Genomic DNA, 16,458 nt, shown 5'->3' on the forward strand with positions numbered 1-16,458 from the left:
AAGCCCGTCCGGTTCCGGACGGGCTTTTTTTCATCCGGCGCGCATCGCGTTCGCGGCTTGTTGGTCGGCGCACCGAGCTTTTTTTCGCGTGCCACAATGGACGGCGATTCGTCAGATGGAACCGCCCGATGCCTCCCACCCCTGCCCTGCGCCGCCTGCTGACTCTCTATGCCGGCCTGATCGCCGCGAACGTCGCCGTCTGGCTGTGGGCGCTCGCGGTGCTGCGCGACCATCCGCTGCTGCTCGGCACCGCGGCGATCGCGTACGGGCTCGGGCTGCGGCATGCGGTCGACGCGGATCACATCGCCGCGATCGACGTCGCGACGCGCAAGCTGATGCAGGACGGCCAGCGTCCGGTGAGCGTCGGCCTGTTCTTCTCGCTCGGCCATTCGACGATCGTGATCGCCGCGACGCTCGGCATCGCGCTGACCGCGTTCGCGCTGCGCGACCGGTTCGATGCGTTCCGCGAGATCGGCGGCACGATCGGCACGGCGGTATCGGCCACGTTCCTGCTTGCGCTCGCATGCGTGAACCTGATGATCCTGCGCGACGTGTGGCGACGCTATCGCGGTGCATCCGGGCACACGCACGACGGCGCACATGATCATCGTCCTACCGGACTCGTATCGCGGTTGCTGCGCCCGCTGTTCCGGTTCGTGTCGAAGAGCTGGCACATGTATCCGGTCGGCGTGCTGTTCGGGCTCGGTTTCGATACTGCAACCGAAATCGGCCTGCTCGCGATCGCCGCCGCGCAGGCGAGCCAGGGGCTGCCGGTCTATACGATCATGCTGTTCCCCGCGCTTTTCACCGCCGGCATGACGCTGATCGACTCGACCGACAACGTCCTGATGATTCACGCATACGGCTGGGCGATGGACGATCCGCGGCGCAAGCTGCTCTACAACGCGAGCATCACGTTCGTGTCGGCGGCCGTCGCGCTGGCGATCGGCGGGATCGAGGCGGCCGGCCTGCTGGCCGACAAGCTGTCGCTGACGGGCCCCGTGCGCGACACGCTCGATGCGCTCGGCGAACGCTTCGGGTCGATCGGCTACGGCATCGTCGCGCTGTTCCTCGTCTGCTGGATCGCGTCGATCCTGTTCCACCGCTGGCAACGCGCGGCCGGCGCGCCGGCACGCTGAACGACACACCTCTACGTTTCATTCCGGAAACAAAACGCTCCCCAACGACGTTGCACGCGTGATCACGCGACGGCCCCCGCCTTTCGCCACGGGCCCGAGCGGCCGATGGCACGAATCTCGCTGATAGGGATTCGCACGGCGGGCCCGCGTGCCGATCCGCATCCGCGGCTGGCGTCAAGCGCCGGCCCGGAGGCTATCGGCCGACGATAGGACAACGAATCTTTTACGCCCCCCTGCACCACACGTAGATCGTCGCGCGACAACGAGGCATCGCGCGCATGGGGAGGCCATGATGCATAAGACGAAACAACCGTTCCGCGCGGCGGGACGGCGCCCTCGTGCAACCTTGCTGGCCGCGGCCGCGTTTGCGTGCTGCTGCTCGTATGCCGTCGCACAGAACACGAAGCCCGACGCCGCGTCCGACGCGAATGCCAGCGCGGACACCATCATGACGCTGGTCGAGAACGCATCGCCGTGCGCCGCCAATCCGGCTGCGTGCGCGGTGCACGTTTTTGCCGGCCGCGGCGTCGGGAATGGCGGTGCCGGTGCGAGCGGTAGCGGTAGCGGTACCGGTAGCGGCAATGGGAACGGCGGTGGCACGGGTAGTGGCAACGGGAATGGCAGCGGTAGCGGCGGCAACAACGGAAACGGCGCCGTCGGACCTGCCGGTGTCGGTGGAACGACAGGTGGAACGTCAGGCAGTACGAGCGGCACGGGCCGCGGAGGCAATGCGTCCGGCAACGGTGGGTCAGGTGGCGGCACTTCGGGTGGCGGCACTTCGGGTGGCGGCACTTCGGGTGGTGGCACTTCGGGTGGTGGCACTTCGGGCGGCGGTACCTCGGGTGGCGGCACTTCGGGTGGCGGTACCTCGGGTGGCGGCACTTCGGGTGGCGGTACCTCGGGTGGCAGCACTTCGGGTGGCGGTACCTCGGGTGGCGGTACCTCGGGTGGCGGTACCTCGGGTGGCGGTACCTCGGGTGGCGGTACCTCGGGTGGCGGTACCTCGGGTGGCGGTACCTCAGGTGGCGGTACCTCAGGTGGTGGTACCTCAGGTGGCGGCACTTCGGGTGGCGGTGGCCACGGTGGTGGTGGCGATGGTGACGGCGGCGGTCACGGTCATGGTGGCGGCCATGGCGACGGCGATGGTGATGGCGGCGGTCACGGCCATGGCGGCGGTCATGGCGACGGTGATGGTGATGGCGGTGGTCACGGCCACGGCGGCGGTCACGGCCACGGCGATGGTGACGGCGGTGGCCACGGCCATGGTGGCGGTCACGGCGACGGCGATGGTAATGGCGGCGGTCACGGCCACGGCGGCGGTCACGGCGACGGCGATGGTGACGGCGGTGGTCACGGCCATGGTGGCGGTCACGGCGACGGCGATGGTAATGGCGGTGGTCACGGCCCTGGCGGTGGTCATGGCGACGGCGATGGTGGTCACGGCCATGGCGGCGGTGACGGCGGCGGTCACGGCGACGGCGGTGGTGGCCACGGCAATGGCGGCGGCCATGGCGACGGTGGCAGCGGCGGTCATGGCGACGGCGGTGGTGGCCACGGCAATGGCGGCGGCCATGGCGACGGTGGCAGCGGCGGTCATGGCGACGGCGATGGTGGTCACGGCAATGGCAGCGGCCATGGCGACGGCGGCACCGGCGGTCACGGCGACGGCGGCGGCGGTCACGGCACCGGCGGTCACGGGAATGGTGGCGGCAACGGCAATGGCAACGGCAGTGGCGGAGCCGGCAATGGCGGCGCCAACGGTCGTGGCAACGGCAACGGTGGCGCTGGCGGTGCCGGCGGTGGAGGCCACGGCAACGCCAGTGGTGGCTCGGGCAACGGCGGCGGGAGCGGCGGGAGCGGCGGAAGCAGCGGCAGCGGCAGCGGCGGCGCTCATGGCACCGGCGGCCACGGCAATGGCGGTGGCAACGGCAACGGCAATGGCAGTGGCGGCGCCGGCAACGGCGGGGCCAATGGCGTCGGCAACGGCCGTGGCGCCGGCAACGGCAATGGCGGCGGTCACGGCAACGGCGGATCGTCCGGCGGCAACCACTGACCCGAAGCGTTGCCCGGCCGAATACGGTCAGAGCATCTCGAGCGCGCGCTTGCTGCGCGGCGGACGGAAATATGCGTCAAGCTGCGCGCGCTCGTCATCGCTCAACACGAAATCGAGCGCGGCGCGGTTGTCGCGCACGTGTTCGATCCGCGACGCCTTCGGAATCGCGAATACACCCGGCTGCGCGAGCACCCATGCCAGTGCGACGCGCGTCACCGACACGCCGCGCAGCCTCGCGATCTCGTCGAGCGGCGAGTGTTTCGGCAGACGCCCGTGATCGACCGGGCTGTACGCCATCGCCGGAATCCGGTGCTCGGCCAGCCACGGCAGCAGGTCGAATTCCGGACCGCGTCGCGCGATGTTGTAGAGAATCTGGTTGGTCGCGCACGCATCGCCGCCCGCCTCGTCGACGAGTTCGGCCATGTCGGCCGTATCGAAGTTGCTCACGCCCCAGTGGCGGATCTTGCCCGCACGTTGCAACGCGTCGAAGCCCTCGACGGTTTCCTCGAGCGGCACCGATCCGCGCCAGTGCAGCAGGTACAGGTCGAGGCGATCGGTACGCAGGCGCTTCAAGCTCGCGTCGCACGCGGCGACGACGCCGCGCCGGCTCGCATGGTGCGGATAGACCTTGCTGACGAGAAACACGTCGTCGCGCAGGCCCGCGAGCGCGTCGCCGACCAGTTCCTCGGTCGCGCCGTCGCCATACATCTCGGCCGTATCGACCAGCGTCATCCCGAGTTCGACGCCCTCGCGCAGCGCGGCGATCTCGTCCGCGCGCCGCGCCGGCCGCTCGCCCATTTCCCAGGTGCCCAAGCCCAGCTTCGGAATCGTCTCGCCGTTCGGCAAAACGACCGTGGCGATCGTGTCTGTCATGCGTTCCTCGTTGCGGATTCGTGGCCGCACACCGCGGCCGAAGCATCGGATACGACGCATCAGTGTAGTCAATCGGTGCGCCCCCGGCCTATTGCACGGCAAAAACCGGCTATAACGGCGCGGCATGATGACTTAGAATGGCCGCAACCTGATCGATACCCATTGTATGAAGGCACCCACGGACGACCGCTGGCAGGACCTGCGCCCCGACCCCGACAACGATACGCCGCTCTACCTGCAGCTCGCCCGCAAGCTCGGCGATGCGATCCACGACAACCGCTGGACGGCCGGCGAAGCGCTGCCTTCCGAGCGTGTGTTGTCCGAAGCGCTCGGCGTGTCGCGCATCACCGCGCGCAAGGCGATCGCGCTGCTCGTCGAGCAAGGCTTGATCCGCCGCACCCAGGGCGCGGGCAACTTCATCCAGCCACGCTACGAGGATCCGCTGTCGCGACTGTCGAGCTTCAGCGAAATGCTCGAGCGCCGCGGCTTCAAACCGAGCTCGCAGTGGCTCGCGCGCGAAATTCAGCCGGCGAACCGCGATGAAGTGATCCAGCTCGGACTGTCGCCGGCCGCATCGGTTACACGCCTGAAACGTCTGCGGCTCGCCGATGGCATCGTGATGGCCGTCGAGAATTCGACGTTCCCCGCAACGCTGATTCCCGATCCCCAGGCGATCGTCGGCTCGCTGTACAGCTATCTCGAAGCGCGCGGCACGCCGATCGTGCGCGCGCTGCAGCATTTCCGCGCGGTCAACGCGACCGACGAGATCGCCGAGCAGATGGGTATCGCCCCGCACGACGCACTCCTGCTGATCACGCGGATCGGCTATACGTCCGACCAGCGCGCGATCGAACTGACCGATACCTACTGCCGCAACGACTACTACGATTTCGTCGTCGAACTGCGCAAGTAACGCGAGCGAGCGTCGCCGGCCCTCATAGCCAGCGCGCGTCGTCGGTGCCGAGCGGCACGGGCGGACGCGCGAACGACGGCGGCGTCGCCGACAACCGTTCGGCCGGCCGCACGGTGTCGAGCACGCCGAACGGCGACGCGATGCGGTCGATCCTGTCCCGCACGTCGGCAAGCGCGAGATCGGGCGCCTGCAGCCCGTCCGGCACGGCGCCGAACGACTGCAGCCAGCGCCCCGTCTGCGCGAGCGACATCCGCACGTGCCAGCTTCCCCCTTCGCGTGCGCGCCGTGCGAGCGCGATCATCGCGCCGAACGCGGCGAGATACCCCGTCGCATGGTCGAGCGCCTGGCACGGCAGATGGCGCGGCCCGCTCGCCCGCGCGGCCTGCTGCTCCTGCCATGCGATTCCGCTCGCCGACTGCACGAGGCTGTCGAAACCGCGCCGCTTCGCCCACGATCCTGCATGCCCGTACGCCGACACCGACACGTAGACGACGCCGGGCCGCCGCGCCGCCAGGGCCTGCGGCGAGAAGCCGCGCGCCGAGAGCGCGCCGGGCCGGTACGACTGCAGAAACACGTCCGCGTCGCGCACCAGCGCGTGCAGCGTATCGACGCCTGCCGCGTCGCGCAGATCGATCCACGTCGAGCGCTTGCCGCGCCCGTTGTCGATCACGAGCGGCGCGATGTTCGGCAGGTGTGGACCATTAACGAGCAGCGTCTGCGCGCCGTGCGACGCCAGCGTGCGGCCCGCGACCGGCCCCGCGATGATGCGCGTGAGATCGAGCACGCGCACGCCGGCCAGCGGCTGGCCGGCTTCGCCGCGGCCGATCGGCTCGGCCGGCGCGTCGCCGATCCGCTCGATCTCGAACAGCGGCAGCGACGCGATCGCGCGCGCCTGCTCGTGAGCCGCCCATTCGTCAGGGGTTCTGATCAATGCCGCGCACAGGCCGGCATCGGCCAGCGCGGTATCGAGTGCCGCGCCGTCCCACGTGCGGATCGCCGCGGCCACGTCGGCGGGCTGCGAGCCGCAGCCGAGCACGCCGAGAATGCCGCGCAGGTGATGCGGGAAATTCGCATGCAACTGAATCCAGCGTCCCTCGCCCGTCTCGAAGAAGCCGGTCACCGGATGGCGCAATTCCGGCGGCGGCCCGTCGTCCACGCGCAGGTAGCGTTCGCTGCGGAACGCCACGAGCGCGTCGCGCACCGACACGTCGATCGATTGCGCGACGCCCGTTCGCAGCCGATGGCATTCGGCTGCCGCGAGCCCGGCTGCGGCGATCGTCGCGGCGGCAAGCGTGCCGACATGAAACGTCGACGGCAACGTCGGGTCCTGCCCGGTCACGGTCGTGCGGGCCAGCGCGTCGCGCTCGCCGTCTGCGAGTTGCCAAAGATGCGCCAATGCGAATTCGGGTGTCATGGTGAAGGAGACGCCGTTGAGGAGACGGAATCGAGTCTAGAATTCGCGACAGGCACGATCAATCTTGATTGCGCGAATCAATACATAACGAATAGTTGTAGCGGGCCCGCGCTTCATGCGCGGCGACAGGAGCAACCGGCATGACATCCGTCAGTGCGCAGGAAGCCGCCGGCATGCTCGGCGTCAGCGTGAGCACCCTCTACGCGTACGTGAGCCGCGGCCTGCTGCGCTCGCTGCCCGATGGCGCCACCAAGCGCCGCCGCTACGACGCGAACGAGGTGCGCCTGCTCGCGCGCCGCCGCGCCGACGCGAAACGCGCGGGCGGTGTCGCCGAACGCTCGCTCGACTGGGGCGTGCCGGTCCTGGAATCGCGGATCACGCAGATCGCCGACGGCCGCCTGCGCTACCGCGGCGCCGATGCGATCGCGCTGGCCGACGCCGCGACACTCGAGGAAACGGCCGCGCGGCTATGGGACTGTCCGCCCGCGCGGCTGGCCGCCACGTCGCTCGCATCGACCGGTTTCGACGCGGCGCAGTGGGACGACTGGGCGCGTCGCTGGGCGCATCTCGCGCCGCTCGAACGGACACTGGTGCTGCTGCCGGCCGCGGCCGCGTCGCTGCCGCGCCGGTGGGCGCAGGGGCGCGACGCCCAGCTCGATGCCGCGGCGCTGCTGCTGCGTATCGCGACGGCCGCGCTCGCCGGCATCGCGCCGGGCGACGCGCCCGTGCACCGCCAGCTCGCGGCAGCGTGGCGCGTGCGGCGGCGCGACGAAGCCGACCTGCTGCGGCGTGCGCTCGTGCTGTGCGCCGATCACGAACTGAATCCGTCGACCTTCGCGGTGCGCTGCATCGCGTCGACCGGCACCCATCTGTTCGGCGCGATCTCGGGTGGGCTCGCGGCGCTGTCGGGACCGCGCCACGGCGGCGAGACGTTCCGCGCCGGCACGCTGCTCGACGAAGCGGCCCGCGCCGCCGATCTCGATCGCTACCTGGCGCTGCGGCTGGCGCACGACGAACGCGCGGACGGCGCCCGCACGGCCCTGTCCGGCTTCGCGCACCCGCTGTATCCCGACGGCGACCCGCGCGCGCGGGCGCTGCTCGATGCGCTGCATGCGGCGGTACCCGACCGCCCAGCGCTGCACATGGCGCGCGCGCTCGCCGCACACGTCGAAGCGGCGACGGGCCTGCGGCCGACGATCGATTTCGCGCTCGCGGTGCTGGAGCGCACGCTCGCGCTGCCCGACGGCGCGGCGTTCACCCTGTTCGCGGCCGGCCGCACGGCCGGCTGGATCGCCCACGCGCTCGAACAATATGCGGACGGCAAGCTGATCCGGCCCCGGGCGCGCTACGTCGGCAGCGACGCACCCGCGTGACGCCGGCCGCCGCGCCACGCGGCGAACGGGCGCCACCATGCGGACGTGCAGCGCTCGGCTGGCGCCGCGAGCGGGCCGAACGCGAACGTCGCGCCGCCCGGCCCGGCGCTGACCCACGCGCGCGTGCCGGGCAGCAACGTCAGCGAGGCGCCCGCGCCCAGCCAGTGATCGTCGGGCCGACCCTCGACGGTCACCCACACGTCGCCTTCGGCCACCTCGAGCAGCGTGCGATCGACGATCCGCCACCGTCCCGCCGGCTCGTCGCCGTCCATCACGTAAAGTCGCAGTTCGCGCATGACGGCCTCCTGGTCGCACGGGTTCAATGGCACCAGTATTTCGGATAGCTGCCGCACACGGACAGATACGGCCGCAGACACTTTTGGCTGAACTGTACCGGCCGCCCGACGGAGACAGGCTTCCGGCGGTCGGGCCGGAACGGCAGGTCGCGGCCGCATGACATCCCGGCCCCAAACTGCACGGCGCGGCGGCTTTCCCTACAATGTCGGCTGTCCCGCGCCACCGCCCCTGCCGTCATGTTCCAACGCCCCCCCGCCGCCGCTCCCGGCGAAAAGAACCTCACCGTGATGCTCTGGCTCGTTGCGACGGGCTTCTTCATGCAGACGCTCGACGCGACGATCGTCAACACGGCGCTGCCGTCGATGGCCGCGAGCCTCGGCGAATCGCCGCTGCGGATGCAATCGGTCGTGATCGCGTACTCGCTGACGATGGCGGTGATGATCCCCGTGTCGGGCTGGCTCGCCGATACGTTCGGTACGCGGCGCGTGTTCTTCAGCGCGATCCTGGTGTTCTCGCTCGGCTCGCTGCTGTGCGCGAACGCCCATACGCTGACGCAGCTCGTCGCGTTCCGCGTCGTGCAGGGCGTCGGCGGCGCGATGCTGCTGCCGGTCGGACGGCTCGCGGTGCTGCGCACGTTCCCGGCCGAGCGCTACCTGCCCGCGCTGTCGTTCGTCGCGATTCCGGGCCTGATCGGCCCGCTGATCGGGCCGACGCTCGGCGGCTGGCTCGTGAAGATCGCGTCGTGGCACTGGATCTTCCTGATCAACGTGCCGGTCGGCGTCGCGGGCTGCATCGCGACCTTCTATTCGATGCCCGATTCGCGCAACCCGGCCGCCGGCCGCTTCGACCTGAAGGGCTATCTGCTGCTGACGATCGGGATGGTCGCGATCTCGCTGTCGCTCGACGGGCTCGCCGATCTCGGCATGCAGCACGCGGCCGTGCTGGTGCTGCTGATCCTGAGCCTCGCGTGCTTCGTCGCGTACGGGCTGTACGCGGTGCGCGCACCGCAGCCGATCTTCTCGCTGGAGTTGTTCAAGATCCACACGTTCAGCGTCGGGCTGCTCGGCAATCTGTTCGCGCGGATCGGCAGCGGCGCGATGCCGTACCTGATTCCGCTGCTGCTGCAGGTGAGCCTCGGCTATTCGGCGTTCGAGGCCGGGCTGATGATGCTGCCGGTCGCGGCGGCCGGCATGTTCTCGAAGCGGATCATCACGCGCCTGATCACGCAGCACGGCTACCGCAAGGTGCTGCTCGCGAACACGATCATGGTCGGCGTGATGATGGCGAGCTTCGCCCTGATGCGCGACACGGTGCCGGTGTGGGTGAAGGTCGTGCATCTCGCGCTGTTCGGCGGCTTCAACTCGATGCAGTTCACCGCGATGAACACGCTGACGCTGAAGGATCTCGGCACCGGCGGCGCGAGCAGCGGCAACAGCCTCTTCTCGCTCGTGCAGATGCTGTCGATGAGCCTCGGCGTCACGGTCGCCGGCGCGCTGCTCGCGACGTTCACCGGCATGCTGCGCACCGTGACGCCGAGCAACACGCTGCCGGCGTTCCATGCGACGTTCATCTGCGTCGGGATCATCACGGCCGCGTCCGCGTGGATCTTCGCGCAGCTCGCGCCCGAGATCCGCAGCACAGCGCGCAAGACCGACCCGTCCGAGCGCGCGTGACGCGCGGTGCGCGCCGAATCGGGCGCGCGCGCACCATCGCGGTGCAACGCGGCGCGGCGCGCGTGCGCGAGCCGGCCGCGACGAGCGGCCGCGCGCGGCGCCCCGCCGTGCATGCTTCTTGCTGGCCTATTCTGTGGGTAAACTGGCAATCTTCCTTCGGCCGACATCATGAGCATGATCGAAATCGATCCCCCCGGCTTTCAGCCGCCCCGCCCGGTCGCCGGCGACGACGGGAACCGGCGCACCGTGCTGTACGGCGGCTACACGGTGTTCAGCGTGTTCCAGCCCGTTTTCTCGGTGTCGCACCGGCGCGCGATCGGCTATCACGCGTCGCTGCGCGCGCACGACGAGGAAAGCCGTCAGGTGGCGTCGCACGAGGTATTCACGCAGGCGGCGCGGCGCGGCGACCTGCTCGAGCTCGGCCGGCTCGCCGAATCGCTGCATCTCGGTAACTTCCACGCGTTCGACAGCCACGACGAATGGCTCTTCCTGAGCCTGCATCCGGCCGCGCTGATGGACACAATCTACGGCGACGCGCTGCTCGCGAACCTGAAGGCGCTCGGGCTGCCGCCGCACCGCGTGGTGCTCGAGGTGCCCGAGCAGGCCGGCGGCGAAACGCCGCGCTATGCGGCGATCATCGACGGCCTGCGCAAGGCCGGCTTCCTGATCGCGCTCGTCGGGTTCGGCGCGAAGCATTCGAACGTCGATCGCGTATGGCATCTGCATCCCGACATCGTCACGCTCGACCGCGGCATCCTCGCGCAGGCGAGCGAGCACTCGCATCTCGAACGCGTGCTGCCGGGGCTCGTGTCGCTGCTGCACGAATCCGGGCAGCTCGTGCTGATGGGCGGGCTCACGACCGAACGCGACGCACTGATCGCGCTCGAATGCGACGTCGATTTCGTGCAGGGCCAGTACTTTGCGGGGCCGAGCGTCGATCCCGTGCAGCCGCAGGCCGCCGCGGGCTGCATGGATACGCTGTCGGCCGCGCTGCGGCTGCGCGTCGCGCAGCGCGAGCGCACGCAGGCGGAACGGCTCGCGCCGTACGTCGCCGCGCTGGAGGAAGCGAGCCGCAAGCTCGGCGCGGGCGAATCGCTCACCGATGCGGCCGCCGCCGTGCTCGGGCTGCCCGAGACCGCGCGCTGCTTCCTGCTCGACGCGTCGGGCCGCCAGATCGGCGACAACGTGCTCGCGCGCGGCAGCGTGTCGCAACGCGCGAAGCGCTTCCGGCCGCTGCTGCATTCCGAGGGCGCGAGCTGGGAACGCCGCCCGTATTTCATCGACGCGATGCGCGCGCCGGGCGGCGTGCATCTGACGCCGCCCTACCTGTCGATCAACGAGGCGCACCTGTGCGTGACCGCGTCGATCGCCGCACCTGCCGCGACGGGCATGCAGGTGCTCTGCGTCGACATCAACTGGGAAGCGGCGCTCAACCGCGACTGAACCCGATAGCGCGCCGCGTTCACGCGTCGCCGCCCGCCTTGCGCACGATCAGCCGGTGCACGCGCTTGCCGGACGACGCGCTGACGACTTCGTGTTCGTCGATCACGTGCACGCCGGCGCCCAGCGCCGCATGCATCCGCGCCGAGTCGAGCGGCGTATAGAGGCGGCCGCGCTCGTCGCGCAACACGCCGTTTCCGGCCACCCGCCAGCTCAGGTACAACGTGCCGCCCGGCATCAGCAGATCGGCCAGCCGCGCGGCGGCCGCGGCTGCGTCCGCCTGTTCGAGATGCATGACGACCGTTTCGCACAGCACGTTGCGAAACGCGCCGGACGGTACGCCGGCCAGCGCCGGCAACGCGGCCAGCTCGAAAACCAGACCCCGATGGCGCCGCCGCGCCTCGTCGAGCAGCGCGGCGCTCGCGTCGTAGCCGCGCACGTCGAAGCCGCGCGACGCGAGCCAGGCCGTGTCGCGCCCCGCGCCGCAACCGACGTCGGCGGTCAGCCCCGGCGAGAAATGCTGTTCGAGCAGCGCGTACATGTCGTCGGGTGCGGCCTGGTCGAGCCAGTCCTGTGCGAATTGCGCCGCATGCGCATCGTAGGCATCGAGAGTTGGGCGATCCACCATGGCGATTGCTCCGCAAAGGCGCGTCGTATGACGCACTCCGCATCTTAGCCGTTGCGCACGGCCCGTGGCGACGGCGGATGGTGCGACGCCGGCCTACCCAGCCTACCCGGCCGGCACGTGGCCCGCGTGCGGCACCTGCGCGGACAGATCGGCCCACAGTGCATCGCCTCGCCACGCCGGGCGCGCCGCCGCGCTTTCAGCGTCGTGGACGAGCACGCAGAGTCGCGCATTGACCGGCGCCGACGCACCGAAGCGCCCGGCCAGCCGCACGATTTCACCGTTGATCCAGTCGACTTCGGTCGCGCGGCCCGCCGCGAGATCGTCGGACATCGACGATCTCGCCAACGGATCGATCGCCAGCATCCGGCCGCCGAGCACCCGAAAAGCCGCATCGGGCAGATCGAGCACGGCCGGGATCCACGCGGCCGGCAGCGGCGTCAACCGCGCGGGCCGGAGCGCGGCCCGCGCCAGCCAGTGCAGCGCCTCGCGCTGGACCAATGCGACGCAGCGCCGGTACGTGCGTTGGGCGAGTTCGTCGCGCAGCGGCAGGTTCGCGAGCGCATTGATCGGATTGTTCAGGTTGAGCAGCAGCTTCGCCCACTGTACGGCGCGCATGTCGCGATGCAGCACGAGCGGCAATCCGGCGCGCGCGAACATGCCGGTGAACGGCTGCAGCGCCGGCGCCGCCTCGGCCGCGAGCGTGCCGGCCGAACCCTGGTGAAACGCGCCGGGCCCGCGCTCGATCACGTTGAACGGCACCATGCCGGCCAGCACGGTTGCTTGCGGCAACGCGTCGCGCAGCGTGTCGGCATGGTGCAGGCCGTTCTGGAAGCTGATCACGATGGTGCCGGGCCGCAGCACGCCGGCCAGCTGCGCGGCGGCCTCGCGCGTGGCGCCCGACTTCACCGCGACGAGCACGAGCCGTGCGTCGGCCGCCGAGGCCGGATCGGTCGCGAATCCGACATCGGCCGGCGCGAGCGCCGCGCGATAGCCGCGCCGATCGGTCAGCGTGAGCCCGTGCCGATGAATCGCGTCGCCGATCCGCGCGCGGCCGACGAGCGTCACATCCGCGCCGCCCGCCGCGAGGCGGCCGCCGAGATAGCAGCCGAGCGCCCCCGCGCCGAACACGCAGACCGGCCCGGCCGGCCCGTCAGACATGCGAATGCGCGCCCCCATGCACGGGGCCCGCGCGCCGCTCGACTTCGCGGCGCACGTCGCTGCGCAGCCCCGCGAAGAACGCGACCTCGGCGACGACGAACAGCGGCCCGACGATCAGGCCGACCAGATCGTCGACGAACGCGGGCTTGCGGCCTTCGAACCAGTGCCCGACGAACTGCACGATCCAGCCGACGACGAACGCGCCGACGCCGATCGCGAGCCACTGCGCGGTCGGCAGCCGCGCCAGCGACTGCGCGGCCCACAGGCCGAGCGCGAGCAGCACGGCCATCACGATCCCGAACCGCAGGTCGAGACGCAGGTAGAACACCGCGGACACGACGACGAGCAGCAGCGCCGGCGACAACGCGATGCCGGCCAGCGCCCCGATCGCCGGCCGCGACAGCAACACCTCGACCGCGAACACGATCATCGGGATGCCGACCAGATGCGTCGCGATGTTGCGCGCGTCGCGATGGTAGGCCGCATACTGGGAAAGATGGTCTTCGAGGGTCTTCATCGCGTCTCCTGATCGGTTATTGAGCGCTATGATGCGCGTCACGCCCGAGAACCTCTGTCAGCTACCCGACATCGCGTGCCCATGCCTTCCTCGCTCGCCCCGTACCTGCCGCAGATCGAAGCGAACCCGTGGTTCGCCGCGCTGCCGCCCGCGCTGCGCGCGGAGCTGATCGCCCGCGCGACGCTGCGCCGTCTGCCGTCCGGCCACGCGCTGTTCCGGCGCGGCGACCCGCCGTGCGGGCTGTACGCGGTACTGGCCGGTTCACTCACGATAGGTGCGGTCGATCCGCAGGGCAAGGAAGCGCTGCTGACGGTGGCCGAACCCGTCACGTGGTTCGGCGAGATCGCGTTGTTCGACGGCCAGCCGCGCACGCACGACGCCATTGCACTCGACGACGCGCTGCTGCTGCACGTACCGCAGGCCGCGCTGCTCGCGATCCTCGATACGACGCCGCAATACTGGCGGCAGTTCGCGCTGCTGATGGCGCAAAAGCTGCGCCTGAGTTTCCTGACCGTCGAGTCGATGAGCGTGATGCCGGCCGCGCAGCGGCTCGCCGCGCGACTGCTGATGATCGCCGAAGGCTACGGCGGCATCAGCGCCGGGCGCACGCACGTCCGGCTGTCGCAGGAAACGCTCGCGTCGATGCTGTCGCTGACGCGGCAGACCACCAACCAGTTGCTGAAGGCGCTGCAGGCCGACGGCGTCGTGCGGCTGCACGTCGGCGAGATCGAACTCGTGGACATCGACGCGTTGCGCCGCGCGAGCGGGCTCGGCGACGGCACGCACTGAACGCCGCATAACGGCCGCCATCGGTCTTTATCAACCGCGACGCGCTGCCCGCGGCCGCCGCGATGCGCTATCGTGGCGGCTCGTTCCATCCGTCGCGCGCACCGCCCCTTGAACACGTCGACCCTCCCCGCCCCCGCCCGTCACCCGTGGCCCGTATTCATCGCGTTCCTGCGGCTCGGCCTCACGTCGTTCGGGGGGCCGGTCGCGCATCTCGGCTACTTTCGCGCGGAATTCGTCACGCGGCGCGGCTGGCTCACCGAGCGCACTTATGCGGATCTCGTCGGGCTGTGCCAGTTCCTGCCGGGGCCGGCGAGCAGTCAGGTCGGGATGGCGATCGGTCTCGCGCGTGCCGGCTATGCCGGCATGTTCGCCGCGTGGCTCGGTTTCACGCTGCCGTCGGCGCTGCTGATGATGCTGTTCGCACTCGGCGTGCATGCTACGGGCGCGCCGATCGAAGCCGGCGCACTGCACGGGCTGCGCATCGTGTCGGTCGCGGTGATCGCGCAGGCCGTATGGGGCATGGCGCGCACGCTGTGCCCGGATGCGCGGCGCGTCACGCTGATGGCCGCGGCCGCGTGCGTCGCGCTGCTCGCGCCGGCCGCCTGGACGCAGGTCGCGGTGATCGTCGTGGCCGCAGCGGCCGGTCTCGTGCTGCTGCCGCAACCGGCGCGCGACGCGCATGAACCGTTGCCGCTGCACGTGTCGCCGCGGGCAGGCGTGCTGTGGCTCGCGGTGTTCGCGGCACTGCTCGTCGCCCTGCCGTTCGCGGCCCGCGCGCTGCGTTCCGATACGCTCGCCGTCGTCGATGCGTTCTTCCGCACCGGTGCGCTCGTGTTCGGCGGCGGCCATGTCGTGCTGCCGCTGCTGCAGGCGGCGGTGGTCGCACCCGGCTGGGTCGGCGATTCGGCGTTTCTCGCCGGGTATGGGGTCGCGCAGGCCGTACCGGGGCCGCTGTTCACGTTCTCCGCATTCCTCGGAGCGTCGCTGCGCGATGCGCCGAACGGCTGGCTCGGCGGCACGATCGCACTCGTGTCGATCTTCGCGCCGTCGTTCCTGCTCGTCGCCGGCACCGCACCGTTCTGGGAACGCCTGCGCCGCAGCACGCGGATGCAGGCCGCGCTCGCCGGCGTGAACGCGGCCGTCGTCGGGCTGCTGCTCGCCGCGCTCTATCACCCGGTCTGGACCGATACGATCGTCGCGCCGCGCGACCTGGCCGCCGCACTGGTCGCCTTCGTCGCGCTGATGTTCTGGCGCGTGCCGCCGTGGGCAGTCGTGATCGCGAGCGCGGCGCTCGGCTGGCTGCTCGGCATGGTGGGCTGATCCGGCGAACGCGGCTCGTTCGGGCGGCGCAAAAACAAAAAGCCCTCGGAAACGAGGGCTTTTTTTCGATGCCGCGCGCGCCGTGGCGGCGCGCAGGCGCCGGACTTACGCGAAGTTCTTCGCTGCGAAGTCCCAGTTCACGATGTTCCAGAACGCTTCGACGAACTTCGGACGTGCGTTGCGGTAGTCGATGTAGTACGCGTGTTCCCACACGTCGATCGTCAGCAGTGCCTTGTCGGCGGTCGTCAGCGGCGTGGCGGCGTTGCTCGTCGACACGATGTCGAGCGAACCGTCGGCCTTCTTCACGAGCCATGCCCAGCCCGAACCGAACGTGCCGACCGCGGCCTTCGTGAACGCTTCCTTGAATGCGTCGTACGAACCCCACTTCGCGTTGATCGCATCGCCCAGCGCGCCCGTCGGTGCGCCGCCGCCGTTCGGCGACAGGCTGTTCCAGAAGAACGTGTGGTTCCAGATTTGCGCGGCGTTGTTGAAGATGCCGCCCGACGACTTCTTCACGATCTCTTCCAGCGGCAGGTTTTCGAATTCCGTGCCCGGGATCAGATTGTTCAGGTTCGTCACATAAGCCTGATGGTGCTTGCCGTAGTGGTACTGGATCGTCTCGGCCGAGATGGTCGGCGCGAGTGCGTCTTCGGCGTACGGGAGCGGCGGGAGCGTATGAGCCATGGCGATTCCTTCGTTGAGTATGTAGGGGGGCTTGTGTTGAATGCTGCCGAGCGTCCGATTGTAGGCGAGGACGAATAACCCCGCAAACTCACGGGCCATTTATCCGCGGTATGCGGAAAAGCGATGCTGGCGCAACGTCCGGCAGGACGAACCCGACGATGCGCAGCATTCGTGCCCGGCCACGCTG

The 16,458-nt window shown here is 70.1% G+C and carries 15 protein-coding genes; 8 read left to right on the forward strand and 7 right to left on the reverse strand.

Annotated elements, in window-relative coordinates; all coding sequences use genetic code 11:
• Window positions 1-128: 128 nt before the first annotated feature.
• Both CFB46_RS00690 and CFB46_RS36920 read left to right on the forward strand, forming a co-directional pair.
• A complete protein-coding gene (locus CFB46_RS00690) occupies window positions 129-1,139 on the forward strand; it encodes a HoxN/HupN/NixA family nickel/cobalt transporter (protein ID WP_027785221.1) in 1,011 nt (336 codons plus the stop codon).
• A gap of 292 nt (window positions 1,140-1,431) precedes the next feature.
• Window positions 1,432-3,192 carry a hypothetical protein gene (locus CFB46_RS36920; protein ID WP_089499317.1) on the forward strand — a complete coding sequence of 587 codons (1,761 nt, stop codon included), beginning with the start codon at window positions 1,432-1,434 and terminating at the stop codon, window positions 3,190-3,192.
• A gap of 27 nt (window positions 3,193-3,219) precedes the next feature.
• Here CFB46_RS36920 and CFB46_RS00700 read toward each other — a convergent pair whose 3' ends face one another.
• Complete coding sequence (locus tag CFB46_RS00700; RefSeq protein ID WP_027785222.1) at window positions 3,220-4,065, reverse strand: aldo/keto reductase; 846 nt, start codon at window positions 4,063-4,065, stop codon at window positions 3,220-3,222.
• A gap of 166 nt (window positions 4,066-4,231) precedes the next feature.
• On the opposite strand from CFB46_RS00700, the gene CFB46_RS00705 reads away from it, so the two are divergent.
• Window positions 4,232-4,978: a GntR family transcriptional regulator gene (locus CFB46_RS00705; RefSeq protein ID WP_006489667.1), complete on the forward strand. Its 747-nt coding sequence runs from the start codon at window positions 4,232-4,234 to the stop codon at window positions 4,976-4,978.
• A gap of 22 nt (window positions 4,979-5,000) precedes the next feature.
• On the opposite strand, the gene CFB46_RS00710 is transcribed toward CFB46_RS00705, so the two are convergent.
• Window positions 5,001-6,392, reverse strand: coding sequence for a CoA transferase (locus tag CFB46_RS00710; protein WP_027785223.1), 1,392 nt, complete (start codon window positions 6,390-6,392; stop codon window positions 5,001-5,003).
• A 140-nt stretch (window positions 6,393-6,532) separates the two neighbouring features.
• Here CFB46_RS00710 and CFB46_RS00715 point away from each other — a divergent pair, with 140 nt between their 5' ends.
• Window positions 6,533-7,765, forward strand: coding sequence for a citrate/2-methylcitrate synthase (locus CFB46_RS00715; RefSeq protein ID WP_027785224.1), 1,233 nt, complete (start codon window positions 6,533-6,535; stop codon window positions 7,763-7,765).
• Here CFB46_RS00715 and CFB46_RS00720 read toward each other — a convergent pair.
• Window positions 7,738-8,061, reverse strand: coding sequence for a DUF2917 domain-containing protein (locus CFB46_RS00720; protein ID WP_027785225.1), 324 nt, complete (start codon window positions 8,059-8,061; stop codon window positions 7,738-7,740). The genes CFB46_RS00715 and CFB46_RS00720 overlap by 28 nt on opposite strands.
• 237 nt (window positions 8,062-8,298) lie before the next feature.
• On the opposite strand from CFB46_RS00720, the gene mdtD reads away from it, so the two are divergent.
• Together mdtD and CFB46_RS00735 are read left to right on the forward strand one after the other, a co-directional pair.
• A complete protein-coding gene (mdtD, locus tag CFB46_RS00730) occupies window positions 8,299-9,735 on the forward strand; it encodes a multidrug transporter subunit MdtD (protein ID WP_011694373.1) in 1,437 nt (478 codons plus the stop codon).
• Window positions 9,736-9,903: 168 nt separating this feature from the next.
• Entirely contained in the window at window positions 9,904-11,178 is a 1,275-nt protein-coding gene (locus tag CFB46_RS00735; protein WP_027785226.1) for an EAL domain-containing protein, read from the forward strand.
• A 19-nt stretch (window positions 11,179-11,197) separates the two neighbouring features.
• Here CFB46_RS00735 and CFB46_RS00740 read toward each other — a convergent pair whose 3' ends face one another.
• The 3 genes from CFB46_RS00740 to CFB46_RS00750 form a co-directional block, all read right to left on the reverse strand.
• Window positions 11,198-11,803, reverse strand: coding sequence for a class I SAM-dependent methyltransferase (locus CFB46_RS00740; RefSeq protein WP_027785227.1), 606 nt, complete (start codon window positions 11,801-11,803; stop codon window positions 11,198-11,200).
• Between the two features lie 102 nt (window positions 11,804-11,905).
• Window positions 11,906-12,961, reverse strand: a complete 1,056-nt coding sequence (locus tag CFB46_RS00745) for a 2-dehydropantoate 2-reductase (protein ID WP_027785228.1) — start codon at window positions 12,959-12,961, stop codon at window positions 11,906-11,908.
• Window positions 12,954-13,478 (reverse strand): Mpo1 family 2-hydroxy fatty acid dioxygenase, encoded by a 525-nt coding sequence (locus CFB46_RS00750; protein WP_089499107.1) that lies wholly within the window; start codon window positions 13,476-13,478, stop codon window positions 12,954-12,956. Before CFB46_RS00750 ends, CFB46_RS00745 begins: the two co-directional genes overlap by 8 nt.
• Before the next feature lie 81 nt (window positions 13,479-13,559).
• On the opposite strand from CFB46_RS00750, the gene CFB46_RS00755 reads away from it, so the two are divergent.
• Entirely contained in the window at window positions 13,560-14,267 is a 708-nt protein-coding gene (locus tag CFB46_RS00755) for a Crp/Fnr family transcriptional regulator (RefSeq protein ID WP_027785230.1), read from the forward strand.
• A 108-nt stretch (window positions 14,268-14,375) separates the two neighbouring features.
• Entirely contained in the window at window positions 14,376-15,587 is a 1,212-nt protein-coding gene (gene chrA, locus CFB46_RS00760; protein ID WP_089499108.1) for a chromate efflux transporter, read from the forward strand.
• A 105-nt stretch (window positions 15,588-15,692) separates the two neighbouring features.
• Here chrA and sodB read toward each other — a convergent pair whose 3' ends face one another.
• On the reverse strand, window positions 15,693-16,271 hold the full coding sequence (gene sodB, locus CFB46_RS00765; RefSeq protein WP_027785232.1) for a superoxide dismutase [Fe]: 579 nt from the start codon (window positions 16,269-16,271) through the stop codon (window positions 15,693-15,695).
• Window positions 16,272-16,458: the final 187 nt, after the last annotated feature.

It is taken from the genome of Burkholderia sp. HI2761 (assembly GCF_002223355.1).
Lineage (GTDB): Bacteria > Pseudomonadota > Gammaproteobacteria > Burkholderiales > Burkholderiaceae > Burkholderia.